Annotated in this window: 21 protein-coding genes; 17 read left to right on the top strand and 4 right to left on the bottom strand. The window is 32.3% G+C overall.

Features of this window, described 5'->3' with window-relative positions; genetic code table 11:
• The first annotated feature begins 24 nt into the window (after positions 1 to 24).
• The 5 genes from LQ622_RS08745 (at position 25) to LQ622_RS08725 (ending at position 4,718) form a co-directional block, all read left to right on the top strand.
• Positions 25 to 339 (top strand): CHY zinc finger protein, encoded by a 315-nt coding sequence (locus tag LQ622_RS08745; RefSeq protein ID WP_025907402.1) that lies wholly within the window; start codon positions 25 to 27, stop codon positions 337 to 339.
• 117 nt (positions 340 to 456) lie between these two features.
• Complete coding sequence (locus LQ622_RS08740) at positions 457 to 954, top strand: hypothetical protein (RefSeq protein ID WP_037590018.1); 498 nt, start codon at positions 457 to 459, stop codon at positions 952 to 954.
• A 73-nt stretch (positions 955 to 1,027) separates the two neighbouring features.
• Positions 1,028 to 2,458 carry an MDR family MFS transporter gene (locus tag LQ622_RS08735; RefSeq protein ID WP_037590016.1) on the top strand — a complete coding sequence of 477 codons (1,431 nt, stop codon included), beginning with the start codon at positions 1,028 to 1,030 and terminating at the stop codon, positions 2,456 to 2,458.
• A gap of 113 nt (positions 2,459 to 2,571) precedes the next feature.
• Positions 2,572 to 3,636, top strand: coding sequence for a YkvI family membrane protein (locus tag LQ622_RS08730; RefSeq protein WP_037590015.1), 1,065 nt, complete (start codon positions 2,572 to 2,574; stop codon positions 3,634 to 3,636).
• Positions 3,637 to 3,683: 47 nt separating this feature from the next.
• Complete coding sequence (locus LQ622_RS08725) at positions 3,684 to 4,718, top strand: alpha/beta hydrolase (RefSeq protein ID WP_037590012.1); 1,035 nt, start codon at positions 3,684 to 3,686, stop codon at positions 4,716 to 4,718.
• A gap of 45 nt (positions 4,719 to 4,763) precedes the next feature.
• On the opposite strand, the gene LQ622_RS08720 is transcribed toward LQ622_RS08725, so the two are convergent.
• Complete coding sequence (locus tag LQ622_RS08720) at positions 4,764 to 5,267, bottom strand: GNAT family N-acetyltransferase (RefSeq protein WP_025907393.1); 504 nt, start codon at positions 5,265 to 5,267, stop codon at positions 4,764 to 4,766.
• Positions 5,268 to 5,385: 118 nt separating this feature from the next.
• Here LQ622_RS08720 and LQ622_RS08715 point away from each other — a divergent pair, with 118 nt between their 5' ends.
• The 7 genes from LQ622_RS08715 to LQ622_RS08685 all read left to right on the top strand — a co-directional run bounded on the left by LQ622_RS08715 (position 5,386) and on the right by LQ622_RS08685 (position 12,642).
• Entirely contained in the window at positions 5,386 to 6,312 is a 927-nt protein-coding gene (locus tag LQ622_RS08715; protein WP_037590010.1) for an NAD-dependent epimerase/dehydratase family protein, read from the top strand.
• A gap of 9 nt (positions 6,313 to 6,321) precedes the next feature.
• Entirely contained in the window at positions 6,322 to 7,005 is a 684-nt protein-coding gene (locus LQ622_RS08710) for a response regulator transcription factor (RefSeq protein ID WP_025907390.1), read from the top strand.
• A 1-nt stretch (position 7,006) separates the two neighbouring features.
• Entirely contained in the window at positions 7,007 to 8,068 is a 1,062-nt protein-coding gene (locus tag LQ622_RS08705; protein WP_239762049.1) for a sensor histidine kinase, read from the top strand.
• Between the two features lie 49 nt (positions 8,069 to 8,117).
• Entirely contained in the window at positions 8,118 to 8,879 is a 762-nt protein-coding gene (locus tag LQ622_RS08700) for an ABC transporter ATP-binding protein (RefSeq protein ID WP_025907385.1), read from the top strand.
• Positions 8,869 to 10,803, top strand: coding sequence for an ABC transporter permease (locus LQ622_RS08695; protein WP_239762050.1), 1,935 nt, complete (start codon positions 8,869 to 8,871; stop codon positions 10,801 to 10,803). Before LQ622_RS08700 ends, LQ622_RS08695 begins: the two co-directional genes overlap by 11 nt.
• A 209-nt stretch (positions 10,804 to 11,012) precedes the next feature.
• Positions 11,013 to 11,630: a DUF47 domain-containing protein gene (locus tag LQ622_RS08690; RefSeq protein WP_037590003.1), complete on the top strand. Its 618-nt coding sequence runs from the start codon at positions 11,013 to 11,015 to the stop codon at positions 11,628 to 11,630.
• A gap of 13 nt (positions 11,631 to 11,643) precedes the next feature.
• The gene (locus tag LQ622_RS08685) at positions 11,644 to 12,642 is read left to right on the top strand and encodes an inorganic phosphate transporter (protein WP_037590001.1); all 999 of its coding nucleotides are present in this window, start codon (positions 11,644 to 11,646) and stop codon (positions 12,640 to 12,642) included.
• A gap of 544 nt (positions 12,643 to 13,186) precedes the next feature.
• Here the strand turns inward: LQ622_RS08685 and LQ622_RS08680 are convergent.
• Positions 13,187 to 13,996, bottom strand: coding sequence for a LysM peptidoglycan-binding domain-containing protein (locus tag LQ622_RS08680; RefSeq protein WP_191836093.1), 810 nt, complete (start codon positions 13,994 to 13,996; stop codon positions 13,187 to 13,189).
• Positions 13,997 to 14,312: 316 nt separating this feature from the next.
• Between LQ622_RS08680 and LQ622_RS08675 the strand changes: the two genes are divergently transcribed.
• The 3 genes from LQ622_RS08675 to LQ622_RS08665 all read left to right on the top strand — a co-directional run bounded on the left by LQ622_RS08675 (position 14,313) and on the right by LQ622_RS08665 (position 16,288).
• Positions 14,313 to 14,960: a Bax inhibitor-1/YccA family protein gene (locus tag LQ622_RS08675; RefSeq protein ID WP_037589997.1), complete on the top strand. Its 648-nt coding sequence runs from the start codon at positions 14,313 to 14,315 to the stop codon at positions 14,958 to 14,960.
• Positions 14,961 to 15,082: 122 nt separating this feature from the next.
• Positions 15,083 to 15,796 carry a YebC/PmpR family DNA-binding transcriptional regulator gene (locus LQ622_RS08670; protein ID WP_048541255.1) on the top strand — a complete coding sequence of 238 codons (714 nt, stop codon included), beginning with the start codon at positions 15,083 to 15,085 and terminating at the stop codon, positions 15,794 to 15,796.
• A gap of 12 nt (positions 15,797 to 15,808) precedes the next feature.
• On the top strand, positions 15,809 to 16,288 hold the full coding sequence (locus LQ622_RS08665) for a cupin domain-containing protein (protein ID WP_025907371.1): 480 nt from the start codon (positions 15,809 to 15,811) through the stop codon (positions 16,286 to 16,288).
• Positions 16,289 to 16,346: 58 nt separating this feature from the next.
• On the opposite strand, the gene LQ622_RS08660 is transcribed toward LQ622_RS08665, so the two are convergent.
• Positions 16,347 to 17,456: a 5-methyltetrahydropteroyltriglutamate--homocysteine S-methyltransferase gene (locus tag LQ622_RS08660; protein ID WP_239762051.1), complete on the bottom strand. Its 1,110-nt coding sequence runs from the start codon at positions 17,454 to 17,456 to the stop codon at positions 16,347 to 16,349.
• A 127-nt stretch (positions 17,457 to 17,583) separates the two neighbouring features.
• On the opposite strand from LQ622_RS08660, the gene LQ622_RS08655 reads away from it, so the two are divergent.
• Positions 17,584 to 19,098 (top strand): phospholipase D family protein, encoded by a 1,515-nt coding sequence (locus LQ622_RS08655; RefSeq protein ID WP_204255761.1) that lies wholly within the window; start codon positions 17,584 to 17,586, stop codon positions 19,096 to 19,098.
• Positions 19,099 to 19,298: 200 nt separating this feature from the next.
• Here LQ622_RS08655 and LQ622_RS08650 read toward each other — a convergent pair whose 3' ends face one another.
• On the bottom strand, positions 19,299 to 19,850 hold the full coding sequence (locus LQ622_RS08650) for a TetR/AcrR family transcriptional regulator (RefSeq protein WP_025907366.1): 552 nt from the start codon (positions 19,848 to 19,850) through the stop codon (positions 19,299 to 19,301).
• A 209-nt stretch (positions 19,851 to 20,059) separates the two neighbouring features.
• Between LQ622_RS08650 and LQ622_RS08645 the strand changes: the two genes are divergently transcribed.
• Positions 20,060 to 20,707 carry an HlyD family secretion protein gene (locus tag LQ622_RS08645; protein ID WP_037589989.1) on the top strand — a complete coding sequence of 216 codons (648 nt, stop codon included), beginning with the start codon at positions 20,060 to 20,062 and terminating at the stop codon, positions 20,705 to 20,707.
• The last annotated feature ends 2 nt before the right edge of the window (positions 20,708 to 20,709 follow it).

Raw genomic sequence — 20,709 nt, 5'->3', positions numbered from 1 at the left:
AAAGTAAATTTTTTGGAGGATACTATGGTGAAAATACATGGCTTAACTGTAGATAATGAATCTAGATGTGAACATTATCAAACGCCGCTAGATATCATCGCGATTAAATTTAAATGTTGTGATAAATTCTATCCTTGTTACAAGTGCCATAATGAATGTGAAAAGCATGACATTAAGAGATGGGATCAATCTGAATTTGATGAACACGCGATCCTATGTGGCGTTTGTAAAGAAACGATGTCCATCAATGATTATATGTTAAAAGAGGTATGCCCAAATTGTGATGCTCGCTTTAATCACCGATGCAAGTATCATCATCATTTATATTTTAAAATTTAAGTTGGTTTTCTATTTTAAAGGTAATTTATTACAAAACATGTTATAATATTTTTGACTTTAAAAATTTAACATTGAAATGAATGTGAATGTTGCATAGAGAGAAAAGGAGGACATTGAATGAAGGATTTGATTAAAGGTCATATATTAAGTGGCGAATTTGATACTGCATATAGATTGATGTCCGAAGTGGATTTCTTAGAATTTGAAGAACACTTTATTTCAGCAGCTCACGAAGAAGAAAGTACGATGTTTTATACATTTATATTAGACTGTATTAAGAAGGAAGAAACGAGTGAACTTCATGACTTAGCGTTCTTGTTACACGTTTATCCATATAGTGAACATGATGGCGCATTTCATTCAGCTTATTATCATGCTGAAAGATCGATGATTTTAACAGATCATAAAGAAGTTAAGAGTTTATTACAAATGCTTCTATTACATGCTATACCGGAACCTTTACTTTCTGATAAACAAGCTTTTGATATAAGTAAGCAAATACTTAAGATAGACCCTGAAAATAAAGTTGCTAGAAATATAATGAAAGAAACAGCAAAGAGAATGGACCAAGTAGTGGTAGATTTTTCACAACTATCCAAATCTCAAAATGCATAAACCTAGTCTTTTGACTAGGTTTATTTTTTATGTCATTATAGAAAAGTTACAAAATAAAATTTAGGAGAAAAAAATGGAGAATCAGTTTAAAAGAAAAATAATTATGATTGTCTTTTTAGTTGGTACATTTTTCATGATTTTAAATGAAACGCTCTTAAATATTGCATTAAAAGAATTAATGTCAGTATTTGATGTAGATGCACCAACTGTCCAATGGATGGCAACTGGTTTCATGTTAGTAATGGGTGTACTAACACCATTGTCTGCAGTTGTAAATCAATGGTTTACAACGAGACGGTTATTTTTAGGGTTAGTAACAATATTTTCTATCGGGACTTTAACTGCCGGGTTAGCCGTTAACTTCCCAATGTTATTAGTAGGTAGAATGATTCAAGCAGCTGGAACGGGACTTATGATTCCAACTGTCATGAATGCAATGCTCATGCTATACAATGAGAGCGAACGCGGGAAAATTATGGGTCAATTCGGATTAGTCATTATGTTTGCACCTGCATTAGGACCAACGTTATCTGGTGTTATTGTTGATTATTTAGGATGGAGATGGTTATTTTTAATCGTTATCCCATTCATGCTATTTACATTTATATTCGCTTATAGATATTTACAAAATGTTGGTGAAATTACGAGACCGAAAATTGATGTCTTCTCAATCATTTTATCAACAATTGGTATTGCAACTATTATATATAGTGTTTCATCGGTAAGTACTACTGAAGGTGGCTTCTCAAGCCCTTCAATTTACATCACGCTTATCATTGGTGTTATTGCGATGATACTATTTGTCTTTAGACAACTTAAATTAGAAGAACCTTTATTAGATTTGAAAGTATTTAAATACCATAACTATACAAAGGGTGTTATTATTTTCGTTGTTGTAATTATGACAATGTTTGCTTCTGAAATTGTGATGCCTATGTACTTGCAAGGTCCAATGGGATTCAGTGCTAAAGTTGCTGGATTGATCTTATTACCAGGTGCTTTATTAAATGGTTTCTTATCACCATTTATGGGTGCCATATTTGATAAAGTTGGTCCAAGAAAGCTAGTTGTACCAGGATTAATTGTGCTGTTATGTGTCTCGATATTTTATTCAACGATTCATCCAGGTATTTCAGTATGGATATTTGTTATTGTATATATTATTTTAATGATTAGTATTTCTGCAGTATTGATGCCGGCAAATACAAATGCATTAAACGCTTTACCAAAAGAAATGTATCCACACGGTACAGCTGTATCCAATATGTTACAGCCAATAGGTGGCGCATTAGGGATTGCGATTTTTGTAAGTATTATGAACGGTGGACAAAGAGCCGCATTAGAAGGTATTAAGAACCCTACAGTAGACCAAATCAATCATGCTATGACGCAAGGTATTCATCAGTCATACTGGTTTGGTATTGTATTACTCGCTTTAGTAATCATTGTCGGATTGACAGTTACAAGAGCGAATTATAGTCAATCAATTAAAGAAAATTCATAAATATATATGAAAAAGAGCAGGACTTTTATAGTCTTGCTCTTAATTTTTGGAATACTTTCGTAAATAGTGGGTATACATCATTATGTTGAACAAAATTTTGAGGAGGAAAGTTTGTGTCAAATTTGAAAGAAGCAACAAAAATAGGGTTTGCTTATGTTGGGGTCGTTGTAGGTGCAGGGTTCTCGACAGGGCAAGAGGTAATGAAATTCTTTACCCACTATGGTTTATACGGGTATATAGGAGTTATTATATCTGGTATAATGTTGGCGTTTTTTGGTAGACAAGTAGCTAAGATTGGTACGGCACTCGATGCAGATGATCATAGCTCAACGATTAATTATTTATTCGGTAAAGCAGGTATCGTTATAGATTATGTATTAATATTTTTCTTATTTGGTATATCAGTAACGATGATAGCTGGTGCTGGATCAGCATTTAATGAAAGTTTTGGGGTGCCAACTTGGTTAGGTGCTTTAATTATGTGTATTTTTATTTATATCACGCTTTTATTAGACTTCGATAAAATTGTAAAAGCACTAGGTGTCGTCACACCATTTTTAATCATTGTCATATTAATAATAGCAGGTTACTTTTTTGTAAATGGTCAAGTAGGCATTTCTGAAATTAACGATACGGTTGAATCACCAAGTCTTTTCTGGGGAATTGTTCAAGGGTTTATTTATGGTGGTTTAGCGTTCTCAGTAGGATTTAGTACATTAGTTGCCATTGGTGGCGATGCTGATAAACGTCGTATTTCAGGATTAGGTGGCATTATCGGTGGTGTGATATATTTAATATTATTAGCACTTATCAATGCTGGATTATTAGTTGAATATCCTAATATTAAAGATATTGAGATACCAACGTTAGAACTCGCTAGAACAATTTCACCTATTATTGGATTTGCATTATCAGTAATTATGCTTATGGTTATGTACAACACGATTTTAGGACTTATGTACTCATTTACAGCAAGGTTTACTGTACCATTTTCTAAAAAATACGTTGTATTACTGACGATATCTATGGTAATCGCTTATGGCTTAAGCTTTGTAGGTTTCTCATCACTGATTGATAAATTATATCCAGCTATGGGTGTTATAGGTTTAGTGATTTGTGCTGCCATTGTTGTTAAATATATTAGTCGTAAAAGTGATAACAAAAAACATATCGCATAAAATAATTGAATATGTTAAACTATCTTCTTACATGAGGAAGTGAACATATGAAAAGAAAAAAACGACGATTGTTTATTTTGATTGTAGCGATTATCGTTGTTGTAAGTGGGTTTTACGGTTATAACAAATATCAGGAACATAAAGAAAGGGAAGCACAATTACAAGCTCAAAGAGCCAATCAATTATTACTAAACAATAAGAAAGTAAAATTGATACGTGATGTATCTTATGGTCATAGTGCACCAAATAGTCAAATGGATATTATTATGCCTTCAAGAATGAAAAAAGGTGAGAAACTGCCAGTCATATTTTGGACGCATGGTGGTGGTTTTATAGCGGGAGACAAAAGACATAAGAATCCATACTTAGCACAAATTGCTGAAAAAGGATATATCATCGTAAATGTAAATTATGCTTTAGCACCTGATTACCAATATCCGACACCAATACAGCAATTAGATCAAGCAACTAAATATACATTAAAACATAGAAATAAATTTAATATCGACTATAGACAAATTATATATGGCGGAGATTCTGCAGGTGCACAAATTGCCAGTCAATATGTGGCTTTACAAACAAATGATAAATTGCAACAGCAAATGCGTATGAAGCCAACTATTAAAAAAGATTATTTAAAAGCTGCCATTCTTTTTGGTGGGTTATATAATATGCAAACAGTGAGATCTACAGAATTTCCAAGAATTGATTTATTTATGACAAGTTATACGGGTACTAAAGAATGGGAAAAGAACTTTGCGAGAATTAATCAACTATCTACCGTTGATCAAGTGACAAAAGAGTATCCACCTACATTTTTAACAGTGGGAGATGCTGACCCATTTGATCCACAAAATAGAGAGTTTGATGAAGTCCTTAAAAAGCAAGGTGTTCAAACGACTACAACATTCTTTGACGGTACGCACGGTTTACGTCATCAATACCAATTCCATATGAACTTGAAAGAATCTAAGAAGAATTACAATAACGTCATGATGTTTCTAGGGGCTAATACGAAACAGTCACCATATGAAAACAATGCGAATCAAGATTCTGAAACAGTGATTAAAAAAGATAAATAATAAAAAAGGCAAACTACGCGAAATACGTGATGAGTTTGCCTTTTTTTATAATAATTTTGCCATCATAAATTCATCGTAATATTTATCATTAAAATACAATGTTTGTTCTTTCTTTCCTTCTACTTTAAAACCGAATTTCTCGTATAATCGGTATGCTGGTTCGTTCTCCGTAACGACTGTTAACTCTAGTCTATGCAGTTGTCTTCTCACTGCCCAAGCTTCGGTTTCTTGAAGTAGTTTAAATCCAATTCCTTTATTTCTAAATGTCGGAAGTAGACCCATAGCAATTTTTGCGGCATGACGATTTCGATTTGTTTTGCCACCTTGGATCGTTACATAACCAATTAATGTATCATTTAATTCTGCAACAATGATTGTAGAGTTACTTGTCGTAATCATTTCTTCTAGAAATAAAGTTTGGTTTTGTATAGATATTTGATGTTCTCCTGGATTAAAGAGTAAATATTCGGATTGATTAATCACACTATCTAACAATTTATTAAAGTTTTCAACATCATTTATTCGAATTTCGCGTATGATTTCTTTCATAAAATGTCTCCTATTTCTATTTATAAATTACAATCAGTGGTATATTTATGGTAATTAAACAATAAGTTATAAATAGTATAACACATATGTAAAGTCCGAATATAAAGGAGTGCTTAAAATGAAAGCGAATGTACTCATCTCAGGTGGATCAGGGTATATAGGCAAGCATTTAATCAGTACATTAAAAGATGTCGGCAATCTATATACGATTACAAAGTATGAATCAGATATGATGATAGATGATGAAGTTACATGGAGAAAATGCGATATTTTTGTACTTAAAGATATGATTGAAGCTTTAAAAGATATCGATATTGCAATTTATTATTTAGATCCAAACAAGAAATCAGCGAAGTTAACTCAAAGTACTGCACGTAATTTAAATATTATCGCGAGTCATAATATGGCAAAAGCATGTAAAGTCAATAATGTTAAAAAAATTATATACATTAAAGGTTCGCCTTTTGATATAGAAACGATGGAAATATTAAGTTCAACGGGAATTGAAGTTCAAGTGACAGAACAATCTATTAAGCGACCAGCTGTATCGATAGAATTACAGAAGTCTAAAATAGATGATGTTAGAAGTGTTGATAGAATGCCCATTCCTTATAAATGGGATTTAGAAGATGTTGTGAAATACTATTTCCAATGGTTACAAGAAACAAGTGGCACGTTAGTGAGAACAGAATTAATTGGAGATATTTATTATGTTTATTTTCAACATCGCAGTAAACCATTATTAAAATTAAAAAGAGTGCATCCAAATATTGACGAAGATATTATACAGTTCAAAGTTATCGGCGGTTCACTTACTGTAGATTTATATGAAGATAATGGCATGTTAGAATTTAGAAAGTTAAGATTAACAAATGAATTTATGGTTCATTTATTTAATTACGTACCGAGATTACCATGGAGTATATATTATTTATCACAAGCACCAATTCACAATGTAACGATGAAGGGGTTTGAAGTTGATTGTAGAATTAAAGATTTTCAACTACGCAGTATAGCAGGCGAAGTTAAAAAATATACAAAGTAGAGGGATAGTATGGAATTACTAATAATTGAAGATGATGAAACTTTATTTAATGCTATGAAGCAACAACTAGAAAAATGGGATTGGTCTGTACATGGCATAAATGATTTTGGTGCCGTACTTGAAGAATATAAAGCATTACAACCAGACATGGTCATTATAGATATACAGTTACCTCAATATGATGGATTCTATTGGTGTCGTGCGATTAGAAAACAGTCTAATATACCGATCGTATTCTTATCATCAAGGGACCACCCGATGGACCAAGTCATGAGTATGGAACTAGGTGCGGATGACTTTATACAGAAACCATTTCACACAGAAGTGCTTGTTGCCAAACTTCAAGCAATTTATAGAAGGGTTTATCAATATAATAAAGATGAGCCTAGAATCAAGTTATGGCATAAAGCACGCGTTGATTATGGTAAACATATTATTGAAAAGAACGATATTGAAATTTCGTTAACTAAAAATGAAATGTTTATTTTAGAAATTCTGTTGAATCATAAAAATGAAATCGTGAGTAGAGATACGATTATTACTGCTTTATGGGATGATGAACAATTTGTGAGTGACAATACATTAACTGTTAATGTCAATCGCTTAAGAAAGAAACTTACTGAAATTGGCTTCAATGATTTAATTGAAACGAAAGTAGGTAAAGGCTATATTGCGCACGAGCCGGAGGGATAAAATGATCAAATCGTTTCTGAAAGAAAGATGGATTTGGATATTACTGTTTATAGTCATGCAAGTTACTATACTGCTTACGAGCTGGTTAGATATAGCCTTTTCTTTTAAAAGCGCTTTGTACTTAATTGGTATAAATTTGATTATTTTTATCGTGTTTATATGGTTGATTTACACGCGCGAAACAAGATTTTATAGCGCATTAAAAAATGATATACCGATTAAAGAAATTGAACATAAAGAATTGAATCAATCAACATATGAAAAAATCGTTTTTGATTATATTCAACTTTATGATGAACGTACGAGACGTACCATTCATAACCAAAATAAAGAAATACAAGCGACTAAAAATGATTTGCTAGATTGGATACATGAAGTTAAAACACCCATCACAGCAATGAAATTATTATTAGACCAAATTGAAAAACAAGATTTAAAAAAGAATTTATTATATGAGTGGAGCAGAATCGACTACTTACTTGATCAGCAACTTTATATTAGACGTTTAAGCTCTAAAAGTAATGATTTTTATTTTGGACATTATGCTTTAAAAGAGATGGTTATAAAAGAAATTCAACATGCACGTAATATTAGCATGGCTAAAGGCATAGGGTATGATATACAAATTGAAGATGAAAAAGTTTATACAGATGAAAAATGGTGTCGTACTGTCATTAGACAACTCATAAGTAATGCTCTGAAATATACGGAGAATAAAGATATTATCATATCAACTTATGAACAGCATGGTCAAACATACTTGAAAATTCAAGATTTTGGGCGAGGTATTAAAGCGCGAGACTTACCACGTATTTTTGAAAGAGGCTTTACTTCAACGACAAATAGACGTGAGTCAACAGCCACAGGAATGGGGCTTTATTTAGTTAAAGAAATTACTGAAGGACTAAGTATTAAAGTCAATGTGAAATCTACTTATGGTGAAGGAACGACAGTATTGCTTATTTTCCCGCAACCAAATGATTTAACAACGGTAGAACATTCAAGTGACAAAAATGTCACTTCAAACATGAAAATGTACGATGAATCAAAGGAAGAATTGTAAAAAAGGCTATAAGATGGAATCATAAACAAATTACAAAGGAGTTTTGAATATGAGTATATTAAAAACTGAACAACTCGTTAAAGTTTATGGTTCTAAAAAAAATCAACAAGAAGTGTTGAAACAAATAGATATGACAGTTGAAAAAGGTGAATTCATTAGTATTATGGGGCCATCTGGATCAGGAAAGACGACACTGTTAAATGTATTAAGTTCCATTGATTATGCGACAACAGGGCAAATTGAAATTAATGGTCATCAATTACAGAATATGAACAATAGACAAATGTCTAATTTCAGAAAAAAAGAGCTGGGCTTTATATTCCAAGAATATAATTTGCTTAATACGCTTACCGTGCAAGAAAATATCATGTTACCTTTAACCATTCAAAAAATTTCTAAAAAAGAAGCGCAAGTAAGATTTGAAGAAATTAGTAAGGCGTTAGGTATTTTAGATATACAAAATAAATATCCTAGTGAAATATCTGGTGGTCAAAAGCAAAGAACATCAGCTGCAAGAGCATTTATAGCACAACCATCCATTATATTTGCTGATGAGCCAACAGGTGCATTAGATTCTAAATCTGCTTCAGATTTACTGAATAAATTAAATCAAATGAATCAAATGACACAATCAACAATTGTTATGGTTACACACGATTCATCAGCAGCAAGTTATTCCAACAGAGTCATATTCTTGAAAGATGGTAAGATCTACTCTGAACTTTATAAAGGAGACGATGATAGAGAGACATTTTACAAAGAAATCATCAAAACACAAAGTGTGTTAGGTGGTGTTGTAAATGAGCTTTAATCAAATTGTTATTAAGAATTTAAGACGAAACATTAGACATTATAGTATGTATGTCTTTTCAATAACGATGAGTGTCATGCTCTTTTTCGGATTTGTCACGTTAAGGTTCTCTGAAGATTTAAATAGTGTTCAATCTGGTATAAGAGTTGGCGCAGCTATTAAAGTAGGTGTAACAATACTGACGATTATCATCGTTATATTTCTACTTTATGCCAACAAACTTTTTATAAAGAGAAGATCGAGAGAAATGGGATTGTACCAATTAATCGGTATGACAAAGCGAGAAGTCTTTAAAATATTTGCTTTAGAAAACTTTGTATTATTCACATTAACAGCAGTGATTGGATCTATTTTAGGATTTTTCTCTTCTAAAATATTATTGATGATTTTATATAAAATCATCGGCGTCCAACAAGAAGCACATTTGAATTTTAGTATAGAAGCTTTCGTTCAAACGATTGTACTTATGATTGCGATTTATATCATTATCGCTTTTCAAAATGCAATATTTATAAATAGAAAGACAATTTTAGCACTTATGCATGAATACAATGCTACAGATACTAAAATTAAGAAAATTAAACTATATGAATTGATTTTTGGTGCAATTGGCATCGTCATGATTATTAGTGGTTATTATTTATCAAGTGTTATGTTCGATAATCTCAGTAATGCAGGGATGGCAACGTTATATATAAGAATGCTTACCATTTTATTCTTAACAATAGTGGGTGCATACTTGCTCTTTAGATGTTCAATCTCGTTAATATTTAATACCATTCGTAAATATAAAAAAGGCATGCTGAGTGTAACAGACGTTGTTTCAACTTCATCTATTATGCACAAAATGAAAACAAATGCTTTATCGCTGACAATTATCGCAATAGTGTCAGCTATGTCAGTCGGCCTATTAGCATTGAGTTACGTTCAATATTACAACGCCGAAGAAACAGCAAGAAGTACATCACCAGATGATTATATTTTTGTAAATAAAGATGCAAATCAACAATTTAAAAAAGCATTAGATGCTGAGCATATTCAATATAAAGAACGTAATTACAACGTGACACGTTATATTATTGATGATAGAAAAGTGCTTGAAGGTGCTAATGAAACTAGAGGAGTAGAACCCAATTCACCGTCAACAGTAGCTAAAGCATCTGAATTTAAAGGTATAAAATTGAAAAACGATGAAGTAGCAGTTGTAGGATTCAATGATCTTCTTGATAGAGTCACTAATGTAAATGATGAAGAAAAAATGTCTTACAAAATGGGTAATCAAACACATCATCTTAAAGTGAAATCTATTAGTAAAGAAAATTATTTATCTTCAATGGTTTCTTATAATGCACCTGTTTATGTTGTGTCAGATCATACATTCGACCAAATGAAAAAACATGAAGCTAGAAATGACGACATGAATCAGCAATTTGGTGTGAACTTAACAAATGATAAAGATGTTAAGAAAGCAGAGCAAATCTTTGGAAAAGTACAAAGTAAAACCGAGTCATCTATGTCATATCATGAAATTTACAATGACTCTAAAAGTAGCCTAGGTGTTATGCTGTTTATTCTTGGATTCTTAGGTATCGCATTCTTACTATCTACTGGATGTATCATTTACATTAAGCAAATTGATGAAACGGAAGATGAAACATCAAACTACAATATCTTAAGAAAGTTAGGCTATACATCTAAAGATATGTCTAAAGGTATTGCACTAAAAATTGGCTTTAACTTTGCATTACCATTAATCATTGGATTATGTCACGGATATTTCGCGGCTAAATCAGCTTGGTTCTTTATGGGACAATCATTCTATACACCAGTGCTGATCGTGATGTCACTGTATTCATTAATTTATATTCTGTTTGCCTTCTTAGCATACATCCACTCTAAACGCGTGATTCAAAGAGTGCTTTAAAAAATAAATATTTAAAATAAAGGCTAGTGCTTGTCATTAGCCTTTTTTTGTGTTATAAAATACCAATGTGAACTTTGTGTTTACGAAAAGTTTACAGACAAGATAAATTTTCAAAAATAAATTAATAAACTGTGGTCGAATTCATTTTGAAAGAGTACAATGAAAGAGTAATTACATAAATTATGATGTAAATTTTGGGAGGATTACTAATGTTTAATAAGAAGAAGGATAAGTTTGGTATTCAGTTAGAAGCTATAGCTGAGAATTTAAGTCGCGCATCAGTTGAATTTGGAGAAATGGATTTTGATTCAGATTTCGACTTAAAAGCTTATTCAGATAAAATTAAAGCCTATGAGTCTAATGGTGATGATCTTATGCACCAAATGATTACTGATTTAAATCAAACTTTCATTACACCAATTGAAAGAGAAGACATTTTAGAATTATGTGATGCATTAGATGATGTATTAGATGAAATGGAAGAAACTTCAGCAATGTTTGAAATGTACTCTATCAGTTATTCAGATGAATACATGGCAGAATTCGTGAAAAATATACAAGCAGCAATTAAAGAAATTGAAATCGCTGTAACGTTAGTAGCTGAGAAGAAATTCTCACACATTCGTGTACATTCTATCAACATTAAAGAATATGAAACGAATTGTGATGGTATTTTAAGACAATCAATTAAATATATTTTCAACAGTGAAACAGATCCAGTAACATTAATAAAAATTAAAGATATTTATGAATCTCTTGAAGATGTAGCAGATAAATGTCAATTAGTAGCAAACAAATTAGAACAAATTATTATGAAAAATAGCTAAGGAGTTTTAAAAAATGGATAGTTTACTCATTATTACCGTAGCTATTGTTGTGTGTGCGTTACTTTTTGACTTTATTAATGGTTTCCATGATACAGCCAATGCAATCGCTACAGCAGTATCTACAAAAGCACTTAAACCACGACATGCAATTATTTTAGCAGCGGTTATGAACTTTGTCGGGGCATTAATGGCAACAGGTGTAGCACAAACAATTGCTAAAGATATTGTCGATCCGTTTAAGTTAGAAAATGGTTCAGTCGTTATTTTAGCAGCATTGATTTCTGCTATAGCGTGGAATCTTATTACTTGGTATTTCGGGATTCCAAGTTCATCTTCACATGCATTAATAGGGTCAATTGCAGGTGCAGCTATTGCTTCTGCAGGATTTGGAATATTACATTACCAAGGATTTTCAAAAATTATATTAGCTTTAATTGCATCTCCAATTTTAGCGTTTATCGTTGGTTTCATTGTATATTCTATTTTCAAAGTCGTATTTAAAAATAATAATTTAACAAGAACAAATAGAAACTTTAGATTTATCCAAATTGGTACAGCAGCTTTACAAGCATTCTCACACGGTACAAACGATGCTCAAAAAGCAATGGGTATCATTACAATGGCACTTATTTCAGCTAATATGCAATCTACAACAGATATTGAATTATGGGTTAAAATAAGTTGTGCTACTGCAATGGGTCTTGGAACTGCAGTAGGTGGATGGAAAATTATCAAAACAGTTGGTGGAAACATTATGAAAATCCGTCCAGCTAACGGTGTAGCAGCTGACTTATCATCAGCATTCGTTATTTTCGGTGCTACATTCATTCACTTACCAGTATCAACAACACACGTAGTATCTTCATCTATTTTAGGTGTAGGTTCATCACAACGTGTTAAAGGTGTTAAATGGACAACAGCACAAAGAATGATTATTACTTGGATTATAACTTTACCAGTATCAATTATCCTTTCTTTCATCATTTATCATATTTGTGCTTTATTCGTATAATCAATCATCAAAACATCCAACTCATTAACGTTGGATGTTTTTTTGTATGGGAAAAATTGAGAAGGTTAGGAGAAATATAATGATAGGTGAATTTTAGTGGGGAGATATTCTGAGTTAGGGACAGAATTCTGAGAAATGTCCGTAAGAGAGGTTGTTAGAGACAGAATTCCGAGAAATGTCCGTAAGAGTGGGTGTTAGGGACAGAATTCCGAGAAATGTCCGTAAGAGAGGTTGTTAGAGACAGAATTCCAAGAAATGTCTCTAAATGAGTGCCCATCTAATTACCAGAATTCAGAATAATGGAAGTTACAGCATTCTAATTACCTGAATTCCGAATAGTGGAAGTTACAGCTCTCTAATTACCAGAATTCAGAATAATGATAGTTAGCGCACTCTAATTACCACAATTCAGAATAATGGAAGTTACAGCGTTCTAATTACCAGAATTCGAAATAATGGAAGTTAGCGCCCAGATAATAAAAACTTCCACACACTAATTTTCATTAATAAAAAAACCAGTTCGTCTTCTGAACTGGTTTTTTTATTAATGAATATATGAATAGTTATATACTTGTGATGCTGGGACTGTTCTGTAATCTTTAACACCTGGAGGCGTATTATAGTTCATTTCTGAAATTAATAGACTTCCGTCTGCGTTAATAGATTCTACATATGATACGTGACCATATTGTCCAGCTGTAGTTTGCATAATTGAACCTACTTCAGGGGTACCGTCTACTCGGAAACCGTCAGCTTGTGCTGCGCCTGCCCAATATTTAGCATCTCCCCAGTATGTGCTGATTGAACTACCAGCTTGTGCTCTGCGATCAAATACGTAATATGTACATTGACCCCAGTCATATAAGTTTTGGTCATTGAATGATTGATTGCCACCTGTTTGAGTAGGTTGTGTGTTATTTGAAGGAGTAGTTGTAGTATCACTACCGCTTCCACCAGCAATTTTTAAAGTTTGACCAGGATAGATAATATAACCTTGTAAATTATTTGATTTCATTAGTTGGTCAACTGTAACACCATTTTGTTGTGCGATTACTGCTAATGAGTCACCGCTTTTAACTGTGTATGTAGATCCTGAAGTTGCTGTTTCTTGAGAACCGCTTCCTCCCGTTGAACTACTTCCGTTTACAGTAATGACTTGCCCTGGGAAAATCATATTTCCTGAAATATTGTTACTTGATTTCAGTTGATTAACAGATACACCATATTGGTCTGCAATCATCCATAAAGATTCACCATTTTTTACAGTATGTTGAGTTGAAGCTTCGGCGTCGTTATGAGCTGCTATAGCTGCAACACCAGAAACAGCTGTTACTGCGAATGCAAATTTTTTCAAAGGCTTATCCTCCTTAGGTATATATAATATATAAAAACAGAATACTAAAATGAACTTTCTTCTATACACGTAATGGTAACAAAAATAATATTGTATGTACCTGATGTAATCACTTTGTAATAAAAACACAATAATTAATATTTGCTTTTTTACATTGATTGAAGTGCGCTAAAACCGTTGTGAGCGTATCTATATGGAATATGGTAATTTATGTATGTATGATGAATGTTACAAATTATAGAAGACATGACGTTTGATATATAGAGAAATAGCATGTAAAATGTTGGTATTACGTTATAAAAAGGAATGATTAAAGATGAATTATGATAACCAATATGCATCTTATCAACATACAGATACTCATGGTTCAGCCATTAGAAAAACATGGCTATACTTCTTATATTATTGGGTAATCTTTGGCGTTGGGACATATGTAGGTCAATTCGTACCACCTGCATTACATTTACCAATTACAATAGGATTGTTTGTACTCATTATGATTTCATTATTTGTAAAATCGTCTAGAAAATTTGGCGGTTTAATTTCAAATATATATGCATTCTTTATCGGTGTGATTTCATATACGGCCTTTATGTATTATTTAGGCACATTAGGTACACAAGCGTTTTATGGCAATATTGCCTTAGCAATTGGTGCATTTGCTGCTTTTGGTATACTCGGTTACTTTATGATTGATGATGCCTCAGGTTTAGGAAAATATTTATTTGTAACATTAATCGCGTTAATCTTCGCAAGTTTATTAGGTATATTCATCCATAATCCTATTTTCCATACAGTGTTATCTGTTATAGGTATTGGACTGTTTCTACTTTACACTGTGTATGATTTTAACCGTATGAAACTAGGGAACTTCTCTCCTAGAGAGATGGGCTTTAATTTGTTTATTAATTTACTCAACATCATCATGCACATTTTAAGACTCGCAAGTATTTTAAAAGATTAAACATAACAAGTCTGAGGCAATCATCGTGTCTCAGACATTTTTTGATTTGTAAACTTTGCCAGATGTAATCATTATTGTATAATAAGTATGTTAAATAACTCACTTGAAAGAGAGATGGAAATATGGGACGTAAATGGAATAATATTAAGGATAAAAAAGCCCAAAAAGACAAAAATACAAGTAGAATCTATGCTAAATTTGGTAGAGAAATATATGTAGCTGCTAAATCAGGTGAACCTGATCCAGAATCAAACCAAAATCTTAAATTTGTATTAGAAAAAGCTAAAACTTATTCTGTTCCTAAACATATTATAGATAGAGCAATTGAAAAAGCTAAAGGCGGATCAGAAGAGAACTTTGATGAATTAAGATATGAAGGTTTCGGTCCAAGTGGTTCAATGCTAATTGTTGATGCATTAACAAACAACGTAAACCGTACAGCAAGTGATGTACGTGCAGCATTCGGTAAAAATGGCGGTAATATGGGTGTATCAGGCTCAGTTGCTTACATGTTCAACCATACAGCTGTATTCGCATTTAAAGGTAAATCTGCTGATGAAGTTTTCGAACTATTATTAGAAGAAGATTTAGATGTGAGAGATGTTATCGAAGAAGAAGATTTAACAATTGTATACGCAGAACCAGATCAATTTGCACAAGTTCAAAATGTGCTTAAAGCAAATGGCGTAGAAGATTTTGATGTAGCTGAACTTTCAATGTTAGCTCAATCAGAAGTAACATTATCAGAAGAAGATTTACAAACGTTTGAAAAATTAGTCGATGCAATTGAGGATTTAGAAGACGTGCAACAAGTATTCCACAATGTTGACTTGTAATGGAGTGTTTAGATGAATAAAGAGAAATGGATAAGCGCACTCAATTTAATACCACATCCTGAAGGTGGTTTCTATCATGAAACGATTAAATCAGAACATGCTTTAAATGATGGCAACGCGTTATATACAAGTATTTATTTTCTATTAGAAAAAAATAATATTTCGCATTTTCATAGAATAGAATCTGATGAGGTATGGTATTATCATGCAGGACAAACATTGACTGTGCATATGATTTATCCGGATGGACATTATGAAAAAGTTAAAGTCGGTCCAAATGTTGAAGAGGGAGATGTATTACAAGCGCTCGTACCAAAAGGCGTGATATTTGCTTCAACTGTTGAAGGTGACAATGACTATGCACTTGTAGGATGTATGTGTGCACCAGGATTCCAGTTTGAAAAATTCGAACTGTTTACGCAGGCTCAATTAATCGAACAGTATCCACAGCATCAAGAAGTAATTGAAAAATATGCTTTCGAAACAATTTAAAGTTTAATATAAAAAAAATCCCAATCCGAATGAAGCGGATTGGGATTTTTTTGCGGAATTATAGTTCTCCGTATACTTCTTTAGCAGTTTCGATGACATAAGATAATTTACGCCATTGCTCATCTTCAGATAAGATGTTACCTTCTTCTGTTGAAGCGAAACCACATTGAGGACTTAAGCATAGTTGATCTTTCGAAACGTATTTTGTTGCTTCGTCTAAACGATCAAGAATATTTTGTTTGTCTTCAAGTTCACCAGTTTTTGATGTGAATAAACCTAATACAACATATGCATCGTTTCTATCAAAGTGTCTTAATGGTTCAAAGTCTCCTGAACGATTGTCATCGTATTCTAAGAAGAAACCTTGTAGCTTTTCAGTGAATAGTTCTTTCGCAATTGGTTCATAACCACCCGTAATTGCCCATGATGATTGATAGTTACCACGACAAATATGAGTTGTAATCAATAAGTCTTCTGGTAAATCAGCTAATGCATCATTGACAACTTTTGCTGCTAGTTTGATAGCTTCTGCTTTTTCTTCTTCAGAACGCTCTCTATTTTTAATTAATTGTTTTGTTGCTGCTAATCCAGCCCAATATACATCGTCAATTTGTAAATAGCGACAACCTAATTCATAGAATTTAAGAATAGATTGACGATAAGCTTCTGAAACATCTTTCGCATATTCATAAATATCTGGATAGATTTCATGGTTTAATATGTTTGGATGGAATAACTGGTTTGGGCTCGGTATAGATACTTTACTTACAGCTCTTCCGTTTACTTGCTTATGTAAATAATCAAAATGTGCGAAGTGAGGATGATCTGGGTTGTATTGGACTTTTCCTACAACTCTTACGTCATGTTTTTTAGTCTCTACGCCATTAAATGTTAAACCAATTTCTGGTTCATAATCTTCTACACCTGTTAAATTTTCTAAGAAATCAAAGTGCCAATAAGAACGTCTGAATTCACCGTCAGTAATACTTTTCAATCCGACTTCTAATTGTTTTTCAATAATCTTATCGATTTCTTGATCTTCAACTTTCTTTAAATCTTCTTGTGTAATCGTACCTTCTGAAAATTGTTGACGAGCTTTCTTTAAAGGCTCAGTTCTTAGTAAACTACCTACATGGTCGGCACGGAAAGGTCTTAATTGTTCTGTCAATTTACTTCACTCCTGTTTATATACTCTAAAAATTCTGAAAAATTCAATATTAATTAAAAATACCAAAGTAATACATCGATGTCAATTTAGTTTTGATATAATAAATAAAAAGGAGGGGATTAAACACTTGGCTAATAAAAAGAAAAATATCAAAAAGAAAAGTCAGTCTGTAAAAAGAAAAAAGAAAAATGATAAATCAAAGCGTAAAAATAAAAAGAAATATATTTATGGATTCCTTTTATTGATTATTGGAATTGTAATAGCTATGAGTATTTATCATGTGTTTAAACCTTTACCACATGGCGTTTCAAAAGTGAGTTCAGAAACAATGACAGACCATGTGGAACTATTAACAGATGTCACTTATAAAAACGGGAATAAGATGCAGTACAATCAAGAAATATTTGATAAAGTAAATGAGACGATTAAAGAAGCGGATGATTTTATTATTATGGATATGTTCTTATTTAATCATTATCAAACGGGAGACAAGACTTATCCAAAAATATCTCAACGTCTTACACAATCATTAATTGATAAGAAAAAAGAAAACCCAGATATGAGAATTATTGTGATTACAGACCCACTTAATTCATTCTACGGTTCATACACGCCAGACAATATTAAGGATCTAAAAGCCAATAATATAGACGTCTACTATACAAATCTTAATGAATTAAGAGATTCTAACCCGATTTATTCAGGTATGTATCGAACATTTTTCCAATGGTTTGGTAATAGTGAAAATGGTAAGTTAAGTAATCCATTAAGCCCTGAAGCACCAGACGTTACAGTTAGAGGTTATTTAAATATTTTAAATATGAAAGCAAATCATAGAAAGACTTTAGTTACAGAAAAACATGGCATGATCTTATCTAGTAATCCACATGATCCAAGTGGCTATCATCAAAATGTTGGTGTCAGAGTATCAGGTCCAATCCAAAATGCAATTATTAAATCAGAAATTGCAGTTGCGAATATGAGTGGGGGTCGATACTCACCAAGTGATTTCAAAATTAAAAACAATAGCTGGAATGATAACGCCAAGTATAGTGTGCAATTAGCGACTGAAGGTAAAATTAAAGATCAAGTCATTCAAAATATTAAAAAAGCACAATCTAAAGACCATATTTCAATAGGTATGTTTTATCTTTCAGACAGAGATGTGATTGACGAATTGATTAAAGCTTCTAAAAGAAATGTAGATATCAAACTTATACTTGATATTAATAAAGAAGCATTTGGTAAAGAAAAGCCAGGCGTTCCGAATAAACCAGTTGCGAGTGAATTAATCAATCGCTCAAAAGGAAGCATTAAAGTAAGATGGGCTCGTTCAAATGGCGAACAATATCATTCTAAATATATGTTGTTTGAGCAAAATGAAAACAATCGTGCCACAATGATATTAGGTTCATCCAATTTAACAAGAAGAAACATTGGAGACTATAATTTAGAATCAGATATTATCATTAAAGGTAAACAAAATGATGCAGCCTTTAAAAAATTATCCAATAACTTTAAACAATCTTGGAATAATAGTGAACACGATATGACTGCACAATATGATGAATTCAAAGACGAAGCACTTTGGAAAAAAGTATTATATAGAATTCAAGAAAGTACAGGTTTATCAAGCTTTTAACAGTATATAAAAAAGACATTCATCGTGAAGGTGAATGTCTTTTTTGGATGAGACTGAATATTAGGGAGTAACGCACGAAGACTCGGAGATATCGTGCGCTAGGGCACAAAATAAGGGTATACCGCACGAAGACTCGGAGATATCGTGCGCTAGGGCACAAAATAAGGGTGTACCGCACGAAGACAGAGAGATATCGTGCCTTATCTATTGATTTTAATAATATTCCGATACATAATATCTGCCATTTTTTCTGGTTTTTCTACACAGCCGTTTTTCAACCAACTATAAATGGTAGCGATTTGTCCACCGACTGTATAGTCTAGGAAGAAATTGACGTCTTGAAGTGTACCTATTCGTGTAATCAATTTTTCAAATCTTAGTTTAATGAGTTTGATAAAGCTGATGATGAGTTCTTTTTCTGGATGGACAACGAAGACGCTTGTGAAAAATCTCTGATGTCTTGATATGTAATAAAAGACATTTGTAAAGTACTGTTTAACATACTTTCTTCTTTTATCAGGGTTTTCAAGGATAGATTGTTCTATATTATCCATTAATGTTTCATAGTTCGTCATATGAAATTGTTTGATTTCTTCATACGTTTCATATTTATCTTTAAAATGTGCGTAAAATGTTGAACGATTGATACCACATTCTGCACATAACATTTTTATTGTGATTTCATCAAAATGATAATGTTCTAATAAGTAAACCATATTACTTATGATTAGTTGTCTCGCATGTTTTTTCATAGGTCACCTCGAATAAATACATACCTAATATTTTAACAAAAAGCCGTTCAAAGATACATTCATATACCATTTAAATATGTAGATATTATGAATAATTATCTGATTTTTCCGCCATCTTAACCCGACAAACTTATTTAATTTGTTGGTTTAAATCATGATTCCAGAGCCGTATAATGAATAAATCATTGAAATTTGGAGGAAATAAAGTAATGAAAAAAATAGTGCTTGTAAATGTTATCACTATAATAATTTTAGTGGCTATCGGCCTAGTAGGATTCCATTATTATAGTGAAGCAACAGATTATGTAAAAACAGAAAATGCAAAAGTTGACGGTGAGCAAATCAAAATTGCTAGCCCAGTATCAGGTAACTTAACAAGCTTCGACGCTAAAGAAGGTAAAACTTATGACAAAGGCGACAAAATCGGAGAAGTAGCTGGTAAAGGTGAAGATGGACAGTCTCAAGAAATGGACATTAAAGCACCATCTAAAAGTACAATCGTAAAAACTTCTGCAACAGAAAACAGTTTAGTTCAAGCTGGATCACCAATTGCATATGCATATAACTTTGATGATTTATATGTAACAGCAAACATTGACGATACAGATGTAGAAGATGTTGAAAAAGGACAAGCTGTTGACGTGTATATCGACGGACAAGAAGCTAGTGTTAAAGGTAAAGTGTCTCAAGTTGGATTAGCAACTGCATCAAGTTTCTCATTGATGCCTTCATCAAATAGTAATGGAAACTATACAAAGGTGACACAAGTTGTTCCAGTGAAAATCACATTTGATTCTAAGCCATCAACAAATGTTGTTCCAGGAATGAATGTTGAAGTTCGAATCCACAAGAATTAAGG

The sequence above is a fragment of the Mammaliicoccus sp. N-M50 genome (assembly GCF_022386995.1).
Lineage (GTDB): Bacteria > Bacillota > Bacilli > Staphylococcales > Staphylococcaceae > Mammaliicoccus > Mammaliicoccus sciuri_A.
Note: the sequence above shows the minus strand (reverse complement) of the source record. Positions and strands in the feature narration are given on the sequence as shown.